The sequence below is a fragment of the Geobacter sp. genome (genome assembly GCF_030834625.1).
Classification (GTDB): Bacteria; Desulfobacterota; Desulfuromonadia; order Geobacterales; family Geobacteraceae; genus Geobacter.
The window spans coordinates 1-10,859 of record NZ_JAUQXO010000098.1 but is presented as its reverse complement, the minus strand read 5'-3'; the positions used below and the strand labels follow the sequence as shown (position 1 = coordinate 10,859).

General features: G+C 51.6%; 10 protein-coding genes. 3 read left to right on the top strand and 7 right to left on the bottom strand.

From position 1 onward, the window contains the following. The 4 genes from RCH91_RS21075 to RCH91_RS21060 form a co-directional block, all read right to left on the bottom strand. The coding region (locus RCH91_RS21075) for an AAA family ATPase (RefSeq protein WP_306537410.1) at window positions 1–2,058 on the bottom strand (2,058 nt) is incomplete at its 3' end. Between the two features lie 140 nt (window positions 2,059–2,198). Next, entirely contained in the window at window positions 2,199–2,423 is a 225-nt protein-coding gene (locus RCH91_RS21070) for an AlpA family transcriptional regulator (RefSeq protein ID WP_306537408.1), read from the bottom strand. Between the two features lie 576 nt (window positions 2,424–2,999). Then, window positions 3,000–3,437 carry a hypothetical protein gene (locus RCH91_RS21065; protein ID WP_306537406.1) on the bottom strand — a complete coding sequence of 146 codons (438 nt, stop codon included), beginning with the start codon at window positions 3,435–3,437 and terminating at the stop codon, window positions 3,000–3,002. A gap of 145 nt (window positions 3,438–3,582) precedes the next feature. After that, complete coding sequence (locus RCH91_RS21060; protein ID WP_306537404.1) at window positions 3,583–4,887, bottom strand: integrase family protein; 1,305 nt, start codon at window positions 4,885–4,887, stop codon at window positions 3,583–3,585. Window positions 4,888–6,180: 1,293 nt separating this feature from the next. Between RCH91_RS21060 and RCH91_RS21055 the strand changes: the two genes are divergently transcribed. Together RCH91_RS21055 and RCH91_RS21050 are read left to right on the top strand one after the other, a co-directional pair. Then, a complete protein-coding gene (locus tag RCH91_RS21055) occupies window positions 6,181–6,780 on the top strand; it encodes a hypothetical protein (protein ID WP_306537402.1) in 600 nt (199 codons plus the stop codon). Between the two features lie 81 nt (window positions 6,781–6,861). After that, on the top strand, window positions 6,862–8,601 hold the full coding sequence (locus tag RCH91_RS21050; protein WP_306537400.1) for an Eco57I restriction-modification methylase domain-containing protein: 1,740 nt from the start codon (window positions 6,862–6,864) through the stop codon (window positions 8,599–8,601). On the opposite strand, the gene RCH91_RS21045 is transcribed toward RCH91_RS21050, so the two are convergent. Together RCH91_RS21045 and RCH91_RS21040 are read right to left on the bottom strand one after the other, a co-directional pair. Continuing rightward, a complete protein-coding gene (locus RCH91_RS21045) occupies window positions 8,578–9,621 on the bottom strand; it encodes a hypothetical protein (RefSeq protein WP_306537398.1) in 1,044 nt (347 codons plus the stop codon). The genes RCH91_RS21050 and RCH91_RS21045 overlap by 24 nt on opposite strands. Next, window positions 9,593–9,859 (bottom strand): helix-turn-helix domain-containing protein, encoded by a 267-nt coding sequence (locus tag RCH91_RS21040; protein WP_306537396.1) that lies wholly within the window; start codon window positions 9,857–9,859, stop codon window positions 9,593–9,595. The genes RCH91_RS21045 and RCH91_RS21040 overlap by 29 nt, the downstream gene beginning before the upstream one ends. 98 nt (window positions 9,860–9,957) lie before the next feature. Between RCH91_RS21040 and RCH91_RS21035 the strand changes: the two genes are divergently transcribed. Then, complete coding sequence (locus RCH91_RS21035) at window positions 9,958–10,296, top strand: hypothetical protein (RefSeq protein WP_306537394.1); 339 nt, start codon at window positions 9,958–9,960, stop codon at window positions 10,294–10,296. A 341-nt stretch (window positions 10,297–10,637) separates the two neighbouring features. Here RCH91_RS21035 and RCH91_RS21030 read toward each other — a convergent pair. Further along, the coding region (locus RCH91_RS21030; protein ID WP_306537392.1) for a hypothetical protein at window positions 10,638–10,859 on the bottom strand (222 nt) is incomplete at its 5' end.

Here is a 10,859-nt window from a genome sequence, read left to right as displayed (position 1 = left end):
CTGCCGAAGGTGTTCATTCCCCCCGAAGGTGCTCACAACTTCAGCTTGAACATCTTCAGGGTTGTTGAGCATCTTCGAGGGGAGTCGCCAGAGCCAGGGGCCTTTCATCCCCTCCTTTTGGGCCTCGATCCCCAGCGCTTTTTGTGCCCGTCGGACGGTCTGCCATGAGTGCCCCGCGCCTTCTGCATCCCCTTTGATTATCCTTGATGAAACCGGCCCATCGGCAAGCAGGTTGCTCAAAAACTCCTTGGCGTCATCCAAGGCGCTCCGCTCTTCCGGGTCTCCCTGTGGTGACATTGCTTCATCGGCGGTTATTGCGACGGGCTCACCCTCCCAGCTTACGCGGGAAGTCTCGATACCGCCCGCCAGGCTGTGAGATTCAACGCAAAAGGCCAGCCCGCTTTGATCGTTGCCGATGTTGTTCTTGAGGGGGAGGAAAAGCCGACGGTGGTTATCCTCTTTGTCCCGTGCTATCAGGTAAGCCGCCCGTGACGCCGCAACAAAGGCCAGGCTGCCGGTCACGCGCATGAGGGCTTCACCACTGCCCCCCTTGTTGAGGTGAGAGACGCAGACAACAGCCGCCCCATGCTTTGCGGCAAGTTCCCCCAGCGGGGAGAGCAACGCCCGGATGTCGGCGTTCTTGTGGCTGTCCGTGCCCCCCAGATAGGCAGTGATTGGGTCAATGACGATCAAGGCCACGTCGCCGATATGCGCGAGCATTTCCCCCAGCCGGTGAAGGTCGCTTGCCAGGTTGAAGGCGCGTGGTCGTGTGCCGGTATCATCAAGAACGGCATCAAGTATGTACACGCGGTCAAGGTCGGCCCCTGCCGCTTCGAGTCGTGGACGGATGGTATCTTCGGCATCATCTTCGGCGGATAAAAAACAGACGTTGCCTAGCTCGCATGGCGTCTTGTCCGCAGGCCACGTACTGCCAGTTGAGACGATTGCCGCCATACTTGACGTGAGCTGAGATTTACCCAGGCCGGGATGTCCGGCCAGCATGGAGACCTTGCCCCGTGCAATCCGTCCCGGCCAGAGCCAGCGGATCGGTTTGGCTTCGACATCCGACATGCGCCGGTAAGTGAAGGGCAACGGTTTTTCCTTTGTAGCAGTTTCCGACGGTTCAGCGGCAACCTTGCCGTTATCCTGCCGTGGTTGCCCTGCCTGATCCACTTGCCGCCGGACGGCCTCAATTCCCTCCAGTTGATGCAGGTCGTTGAAGTCAGTCGGCTTGTCGGTGGCGTCCTGGATGTCAGCAATTGTCAGCAGCCCCGCCACGGCAAGTGCCGCTTCGGTGGCCTTGATAACGCCGGTGTTGATGTCTCCCCATTGGTCATTGTCGGCGCAGATTATCAGGCGGTAATCCGGGTATTTCTGCCGCAGGGCTTCGGCAACCGGCTTGAGGTTTCCGGCATCGAAGGCGACGGCCACGCCGCAGCCGGTGGCCTCGTACAGGCTCGCACCGGTGGCGTACCCCTCGCAGACAAGCAGGGTCTTTTCCTTCGGCTTGCCAATGGGGAAGTAATGGCCCTGTTTGGCTGTGCCTACCTTGAATTTCTTGTCCCCGTCCGCCCCGATGAACTGCATCCCGTGAATGGCCCGCGTCGTGTCGTAGAGCGGCACCATGAGGGAGTCACGCAGCAGGCGCAGCCCGTAGGCATGTACCCCCTTGCGCTTCAGGTACGGGTGTGCATTGGTCGCTTCCTTGCCATGCTTCCAGCGTTCGGCGCACCATGTCCGGCATTCGGCCTGAAGCTTCGCCGTCTCTTCGTCCCTTTGCCGACGTGCGGCCTCCATTTTGGCCGTGTAGCGGGCTTTCTCTTCCGGGGTTAGGGTTGTGTATGCCTTGGCGCTCCAGGTCTCGGAAATCCCCCGCTTGAAGCAGCCGAATTGTCCCGCTGCCGGATCATCGGCATGAAGGACGTACCAGCCGTTTTTGCTGCCGGAGCGGTCGCCCGCCACGTGGAAGCGGTGCAAAGTTCCATCGGCCAGGATTGCCGCGTCTGTCTCAATCCCGGCGGACTGTATGGCCTGCTTGAAGGTTTCTTCACTGCTCATGTTGCACCTCCATTGCCACAAGAGGGCTTTTCAGGAGGCGTGATGTATGGTAATATCCAACTACAATTTCCGTTATCAATATCCCTCGATTCAAGCACTGCCCCGGCCTATCCGCCGGGGCTTTCGCGTTTAAGTCCATGTCACACCGCCCTTGCCGCGTCCGCTTCTGTTGTGCTCCTGAAGCCTTGCAGCCCGGCAATGTATGCCTGGACGTCAGAAGTGCGGTAGCGCACCAGCCGCCCCAGCTTGATGAACTTCGGCCCCTTACCTTTGAGTCGCCACTGCTCCAGGGTACTGTCAGCCAGCCCGGTGATTTCCTTTACTTCTGCCTGAGTCATCAATTTATCATTCGCTTGAAAAGTCATTGTTTTATTCTCCTATTTTCTCCAATAAGGGAGTTGGTTAGTTGACCGCCCGAAACAAAAAACCCCGATGCGACAGCCTTTCAGCTCTGTCAACACCGGGGTTCCGGGCGGGTTCAATGAAAAACCCCAGCGTTGAACAGAGGACGCACGAAAGGCGTCAACCTTGCTCAACACTGGGGTTCGATATAGTTCTAAGGCTTTGTGACGGATGGGAGGATAATTTCAAATTCCCATGACTGGGTGAGCTGGGGAGGCCGTTGGTATAATTCCCCGATTGCGCCCTGTTCCGTTTTGTCCTTTAGAGGTCTACTAACCAATGCGCCCGACGTGTGAGAAGTTCCCTTGCGGGAGGTCTGCGTCAGGGTTATGTGGCTGTTCCCGGTTGCCGTGAAGTTCCCCATTGGGGAGGCTGCCGCCGAGAAGGTGAATCATGTTCCACTTTGGTAAAGTTCCCTTGCGGGAGGCCAAAGGCAGAGGTTGAATTGTTCCGGTCACAGTGTAGTTCCCCTTGGGGGAGGCTGAAACCGGCATTAACTGCATGTCCTTTGCGATTAAGTTCCCATGCGGGAGGTCGCGTCAGAACGGGATGTCGTCCATTGGGTCTTTCTTTTTGATAATGCTTTTTTCGTCTATGCGGTAAAACCAGGGGTCATCATAACCTGCATTATACTCTTTGAAGGAAACCGCCTCGTATTGGATACCTTCCTTCTGATATTCGTCAAAACTTCCTGATCCAGGGTACACATTAAACAAGTCGCTAAATTCTGCATGTTTCATATAGAACGCGACTTGCCCGGTAAAAAGTGGTTTCCCCCATACCTGGAGAAAGTCGGCGAGTTCTTTCTTGACCTTCTGTTTATCTCCTGCATCCAGTATGCGAGGTGATCGCAGGCCACCCTGATAAAAGTGGAGTATGAGCCAGTAGTCACCGTTATCCTTGAAACCCTTCACTACCTTGCGAAAGCAGGGTATAAGCCCATTTAACCGGCTGATAGGGTGATAGTCAAGTGTCATCTTATAGCCCTCTCACAATCCTATGACACAATATATGGACTCACGAAACAATTGTCAAGGTAGATGTTTTTATATGTAACTACCCGTAACAGAAAAGGACACTCTTTAAAGTGCCCTTTTGCTCTGCTACCACATATAGTGTCATCTACTGATTGACAGCGGCTTTTTTCTTCCCCCGCATCTGGATTACTTTCCCGGCCTTCTTTTCCGCCAGCATTCCCTTGATCGTGTCTGTAATCTGCTGCATCGGAAGCCGCAGCTTATCTATGCTCAAGATGATATAGCCTTGGGTCACGTCCTTGTCAGAGTGGTTCATCAGGCGCTTCAAGACCGAATAGGAAACTTCATTTTCGGCAATGCTGGCAAACGTCCGGCGGAGGTCATGCAGACAAAAGCGAATACCCGGTTTGATCTTGTCGGCGGGCTGCTCCTTGATGAGCTTTTCCATTTCTTCGTCGGTCTCAACGCCGTTCAGCATCTTCTTTGTTTCGCGCTCGATGAAATCAATCTGCCGCTTGGTCTCGGTCAGGTGGCCGCTCTTGCCGGTGCCGGGAAAGACGAAAGCGTTTTCCCTGGCGTCAAGTCTGCCCTGGAAGAGGTCTTTCAGGTAGTCGCTCATCGGGACGGTATGCGCCTTTTTGTTCTTGGCAATCTCCTTGCGGATCGTGAAAGTTTTACCCTCCATATCCACATCATCCCAGAGAAGCGACATTCCTTCATTCTCCCGCAGGCCGGTAAACATGAGCAGCAGAAGATAATCCCGTATGACCGGATTGCTGATCTTCTGGACTCCCTTGTGCCATGTCGGAAGCTCATAGTCCTTGAGTACCGTCTGGCGACGATCCACCTTGAACCATTGCCCTTCCAGTGCATCCTTGACAAGATCCCGGTCGAGAAGTTCCTTGAGGCTACGACCGGCGAAACGATGCAGACGGCGGAATAGGCGCATGACGTTGTTACCGGTGTTCACGCCGGAGTCTTTGGCAATCTTCAGGTGACGGCGCTTTATCATATCATCGGTAATGTCCCGTATCGGCTTTTTGAGCCAGTCGGACAGGTGACAATTGAGAAGGCTTGTATCAACGGATTTTGTGCGGTCTTTCATGGCAGGGCGGGCGGTCTGGTAGTCTTCATAGACTTTTTGCAGGGTGATACCTCGCTCCATTGATTTTGCTTTTTCCCGGTTAATGTCAATGCCTTTGCGTAGATCGGTAAAGGCGTCCTTGGCATCATTGCGGGCATCGTCGGCAGTGACAACGCCATGCCTGCCAAGGTTGACCCGTGTCATCTTGCCATTGATCCGCTTGCGCACAAAGTAGACCTTTGAGGTATGAGACACACGGACGCCGAAGGCAGGGAGTTCTGCATCATAGAAATCGACCTGCTTTCCCTTTTCGGCAAAGGGGAGCTTGTCAACAGCGATCTTAGTGAGCTTGATTTTCGTGGTCATGGCGTCCCTCCCGGTTTTTCATAGGGTACACATAGGGCACACTATACACGAAAAAAGACGATACTGCAAGAAACATCACACAAGAAAAAGCTTTATAAATGAGGTGTTACACAATAAGAAGATATTGCAAAATACTATGACACCAAGCTTCCCAAGCTGAAGGTCGCGGGTTCGAATCCCGTTTCCCGCTCCAATAAAAACAGAGGGTTAGGCTGATTGCCTAGCCCTTTAACTTTTCATAGGGCACATATAGGGCACACCATAAGCAAAACGAGTGCGCCAGAGGATGCAGCAGGGTAGTCGTTCCGGTTCGTGTATTCGCCCGCAATAAACCTTTGCGCGGGCTCTCCACTCTCTCCCTTGATCGTGACATAGTTTGAAAGGCATTCGCATCACCCTGCGTTCCATTCCACTACGGGGAGCCCTCCCGGAGATGTGCATACTGCCGCACATGCCGGGTTTCCCCTTCGTTCCATTCCAGCAGCGTCATGCTCACCAAACCTACACCGTCCCGCAAAGTGCGATGAGACTACACCTTGCAGGACAGAGGCAAGCGCAACACGCCGCCATGACAAGAGCCGCGCCCGGAAGAACATCCGTTCACGTCTCTTGCGTGCGTCGTATTTCGCCCGCAGGCAGAAAGACGCTTCACAAAACGGGGTAAGGCTCCGTATTGTTCGCAGAAGCCAAGGCGTCAAATTTTGTGCGCCCTGAAGCGCCCAATTAACCCCGTCAGTGAGTATGAAAGACTGAAGGCGCTAAGTAGGGCGCGAAGCACGGGTCATGCCAGCACCCCCCGCCGTCCCCCTCCCCCCTGGACCCCCCAACCCCCCGGCATCCCCCCCGGACAGTAACTCCCAGGGGGGTGGGGGCACTCTTGGGGGGAGTTGCTGCTTCTGGCCGACCCTCCATCGGTTCATCTCGTTTTGGTAAAAGCCACTGGCCGCCATGATAAAGGCGATTGCGTCCAGTGACCAAAACGGATTCACGCATGACCCGTGCAAACCCGCGCCCGATGCCTTTTGATTCCCCCGCCCACCCGGCAGGCAGGCCCGGACTGCTGGCTTTACCCGTCGCGCACTCCGGATGCCGCCAGCCCCCGCGCCTACCCGCCTCCCGTCCGCCCCCTCGGGGGCTCCCCGAACCTAACAAAACCTAACATTTTTACCCTTAAAAAATGCAACATGCAAAACATGACTCAAAGCCTGATTATATGCGGCATTACAGGTTATTTTGTGATATAAAGATGATGAACTTGCCAAATGATTTCGGTAAAATCCGGGAGGTGTCGTCATGGGTGGTAGCGGGTCTGGTAATCGCTGGCGATATGGTATAAAGGGAACGGTTGATGCTTCAAAGCGTCTGGACATCCGGTATCTGAAGCAGCATGGAATGTTGCGGAGTGGCTACTATTCGTTGTCATGGAACCGTGGCGGTGAACCGACCGGCAATATAAATGTCCGCATGGTGTCCGGTGAGAGCATGACCGTTATCGGCAAGTGGCGCAGAGATGCAAGCGAGGAATGGCAGCCGATGGAAAAGACAGTTTACCTTGCGCACACGGCTTGCGCTTACGGTGGCTCACGGTCTTGGTTTGTCTGCCCCTATTGTTCCCGCAGGGTAGCCGTAATGATTATTGACGCCGGATATGTGGCCTGCCGTCATTGTCTCAAGCTGACTTATGCAAGTTGTAACGAGGACATGATTGATCGAAGCTGGAGCAAGCGGGATAAATACAAGGCCAAGATGGGTGGCGACAAGGGGCTTTACCTGAAGCCAAAGGGGATGCACCAGCGGACATGGCAGAGGTTGCGGCATCAATATTATGAAGCGGAGATGCAGGGCTGGCAATGGGCCGCAGAGCGGTTTCCCATGATTAAGGATTGGATGTAGACTCTGCCAGCATTGCCTTGATTTAAATTGACTTGCGGCTACAACCTGAATACTATGAGTAGCACTAAACGGAAGAGGCAAATGATGACCCCTGCACCAAAGAAGCAAAAAGGAATATACGAAAACGTGACGAAGCAAAAGGCTGATGGAGCTACCTACACCCCACAGCTTTTAGCAGATTTTGTATCTAGTGAGATTATCAAGGCAGCGGAATATATTACAGAAATGGATGTAATCAACATCTTTGACCCTGCAATAGGTGACGGCCAATTGCTTGATAGCCTGTTGGCGCATCTTCCGCAGCGGGAATCCAAAACGATTCATGTCTATGGTTATGAAACAGACAAGAATGCTCTAAATAACGCTATAGCAACCTTGTCGGCCAAATACCCAAGTATAACACTGCATCTGAAACTCGAAGATTTCTTATCCCATGTTTTGGAGTGTTATGGTGCTCATGACCAAATAGGTTTATTCGGTAATGACACCCCCTTAAAATACGACCTTATCATCGCTAATCCTCCTTATGTTCGGACGCAAATTCTAGGGGCTGATAAAGCTAAAATCTTGGCAAAAGAATTCGGACTTACCGGGCGCGTAGATCTGTATTATGCGTTCATTATTGGCATGTCGATGGTTCTTCAATCTCAAGGGGTAGCCGGTGTTATCGTGTCCAATCGGTTTATGACTACGAAATCCGGCAATGCAGTCCGTAAGGCAATTTTGGATAGATACAATCTCCTGAAGGTTTGGGATTTTGGTGATACCAAGCTATTTGATGCAGCAGTATTACCTGCTGTTCTAGTGGCTCATGGTGTTAACGGTACGGAAACCAAGGAGCCAATTTTCACTTCCATCTATGCGACAGAAGAGACCACGGAAGTTCAGGCGGCAAACCCGATAGAAGCTCTTGCAACCGATGGAGTTGTTGGGCTTGAAGATGGCAGAGTGTTTAAGGTTCAACATGGTATTCTGGACAGTGGCGAGTCACGCGATAGTATATGGCGTATTTCAACAGGGTTAAGTAATGATTGGTTGAGTACTGTCAAGGCCCATACATGGAAGGTGTTTAGGGATATTGGGAAAATCAGGGTGGGAGTTAAGACCACTGCGGATAAGGTGTTTATTCGGTCTGACTGGCAAGTTGCAACGGAAGGCGATTTACCAGAACTACTAAGGCCGCTTATAACCCATCACGTTGCACGACAGTACAAGGCAGCAAAACCCAAGAAGGATACGCAAATCCTCTACCCGCATGAAGTTATTAATGGTGTCAGGCGTTCAGTTGATATTACGCAGTATCCTAATTCAGGAAAGTATCTTCAGAGCCATAGGGAAAGACTTGAGGGGCGTGAATACGTTATCGAAGCAGGTAGGAAATGGTACGAGATATGGGTTCCGCAAGACCCTGGTGCATGGGATTCCACCAAGCTTGTTTTCAGGGATATTTCGGAAAAACCCACATTCTGGATTGACGAGAGTGGAGCTGTTGTTAACGGGGATTGCTACTGGCTTATTAGCGAGGGCGGCAAGACTGATTTGATATGGTTGGCAGCGGCGGTTGCTAATTCTACGTTTATTGAATCGTTTTACGATTACAGCTTTTGCAATAAGCTCTATGCAGGCAGAAGACGGTTCATTACCCAATATGTCGAGAAGTTCCCATTGCCTGACCCGTCTAGTGCCTGTGCCAAGAATATTGTTGCCATGGCAAAGACAATCTACGACAGAATCGATTCGGAAGATATTGAAGACCTGAAATGCCAGTTGGATAGTATGGTTTGGCAGGCTTTCGGCCTAGCCAAAAAAGTTACCGGGTAACGGGATCTGTAGTTTTTTATTCAACACTTTTCCACCAAATTGCGGAAATCGGCTGAAAAATGCATGTCCAGTCGTCAGATAGAAATGAGTTAAAGTAACTTCCCTCCCATTGGTAGTGGCATAAAACAGTGCATACCGAACATCACAATGTTTCACTTGTTGTCCATTTAGCATAGGTACGTCAAGAGCATCAGCACTGTCAGGAGTTACTAAGCCAAGGTCGATGGTTGGGGAAGTCTGCAATTTCACTTCTAATAGTTGATGCAGAATATCCGGAAATTGCCCGTTGTCCTGATAATTTGCGTATCCAAGGGCTTCGCAGACAAGACGGTGGAGGTCTGCACCACGATTACGCTCCTGGTCACGACCTCTATCAGCAAAGCGTTGACCAATGAGCAGAGTGAGTCTTTCAAAAATTGTGCGTATCGGCAGCAATGCCCCGGTTGATGGATAATCGGTTGGGCTGAAGTTGCGAGTGGTAACAGTTGTCGATACGTGAGGAGCCAACATAACGGTATCCGTATTGGAAATCAGTTCGCTAGTTGATGCTCCAGTTATAAGCCGTGCCTGATATTTTTGAGTGAGGGTGCCGGTTGTATCCAGACGAGCCAGTTCATCACCGGAAATGACTTTTACCTTGGTAATGATATCGCTATCCGTGATACGGATAACAGCATACCGTCTGGTAGGCGTAATTTCCTCATTCCAAATTTGGAGATTATTCGATTTTTGTGTATAAGTGTCGAAGTCTTGTCCGGGGAAACGAGGCTGAGTCTTTTTGAATGATGAGGGGATTGGATACCCTAACGCAGTAGAGACGTGCTCTTTTACAACTTTTGACCGAGTCCTGAGCGGCAAACCAGCCAAGCTAATTCCAGCAAGTTCGCGATTTAGAAGTATCTCTAATGATGGGGTTGGTATCCAAAGTTCACTACCGATAGGAATGGGACTATAAATTGAATGGCCGCTGTTTCTTATTGCAGAAACATACTCATCTGGTGTTCTTATTTGAGTCGTCATGATTCCCCAGGTTCTTGGTTAGTAGATTTGGGACACTGACTTTTAAGGCTTTGGCGAACAGTTCCAGGGTGCTTAGGGTGACGTTCCGCTCTTCCCGCTCGACAGACCCCACATATGTACGGTGTATTCCACATAGCTCTGCGAGTTCTTCCTGAGATAGAGCTTTCTGCTGTCTCAAGAAACGGAGGTTCTCGGCAAGTATCCGGGTTAGTGTTGAACTGGGTTTTCTCAAGCCCATAATGCACCCCATTGAAATCGAAGATAATTTCGTATAATGTTGCATATAAGTCTACAGACCATAAGTAGCAATCGATTGTTTTACCTGGAGGTATCTTTATGAAATGGCAGGAGGTTTTTAAAGTTCATCGCAAAATTGGAGCGGTTTACTTTGAGGAGAACAAACTTAAATCTGTGTTATTCAGTCCCGACAAGAGGCGAAAACGGCATAACTTCAGGCAGGGTGATACGATTTATCTCTGTTTTGACCACAACAGCAAGTCAAGCGAGGTAGGGCAGATATTGACTTTGCTGAAGGTTGGCAACTCATTCACCGTCTACGAGAAAATATCTCCAGATTGCTGGCTTGATGCTGGACTGCATGAATGTGCTGCCATCAAGGATGGTGTTGACGAATCTGGTAAAAAATCATTGGTTATAATGATAAACCCCGTTTAAAAGTACCCCCCCCCCAGCAGAAGTGCCAGGGGGGAATCCTTATGCCACCGAACTAAAGTACATTTACCCTTACCATTCCGCTCCAGGTGCAGGCGGGTGACACTTGCGGCATATCCAGTGCGGGTACTTTTCCGTACCCCCCAGCCAGTAGTCAGTCCCCTTGCAGCAGTAGCAGGGGGCACGGTGTGCCCCCCTTTCGGTCGCTGTTGTTGATGATGCAGGGGAGGGCAACGGTTCGACCTTCCCCCGCAATCGCTCAAGCAGGTGATCCGGTATGCTGATTATCCGGCCTGCCGGTATCTCGCCTTGTGGCGTGGTCAATGGCTCCAATATCCGAACCTTCATACCCACCCCGCTGTCTGTAAATCATCTTCAGTAAATTCCGGGACGCCCCCATTATCCGGGTAAATCGGCCCGTCATCCTGCCGAAGGTGTTCATTCCCCCCGAAGGTGCTCACAACTTCAGCTTGAACATCTTCAGGGTTGTTGAGCATCTTCGAGGGGAGTCGCCAGAGCCAGGGGCCTTTCATCCCCTCCTTTTGGGCCTCGATCCCCAGCGCTTT

Excerpts from the sequence above, each read along its gene's own strand:
- RCH91_RS21055 (WP_306537402.1), top strand. The coding sequence starts at position 6,181 with ATGGGTGGTAGCGGGTCTGGTAATCGCTGGCGATATGGTATAAAGGGA.
- RCH91_RS21070 (WP_306537408.1), bottom strand. The coding sequence starts at position 2,423 with ATGACTTTTCAAGCGAATGATAAATTGATGACTCAGGCAGAAGTAAAG.
- RCH91_RS21035 (WP_306537394.1), top strand. The coding sequence starts at position 9,958 with ATGAAATGGCAGGAGGTTTTTAAAGTTCATCGCAAAATTGGAGCGGTT.
- RCH91_RS21040 (WP_306537396.1), bottom strand. The coding sequence starts at position 9,859 with ATGGGCTTGAGAAAACCCAGTTCAACACTAACCCGGATACTTGCCGAG.
- RCH91_RS21060 (WP_306537404.1), bottom strand. The coding sequence starts at position 4,887 with ATGACCACGAAAATCAAGCTCACTAAGATCGCTGTTGACAAGCTCCCC.
- RCH91_RS21065 (WP_306537406.1), bottom strand. The coding sequence starts at position 3,437 with ATGACACTTGACTATCACCCTATCAGCCGGTTAAATGGGCTTATACCC.
- RCH91_RS21045 (WP_306537398.1), bottom strand. The coding sequence starts at position 9,621 with ATGACGACTCAAATAAGAACACCAGATGAGTATGTTTCTGCAATAAGA.
- RCH91_RS21050 (WP_306537400.1), top strand. The coding sequence starts at position 6,862 with ATGATGACCCCTGCACCAAAGAAGCAAAAAGGAATATACGAAAACGTG.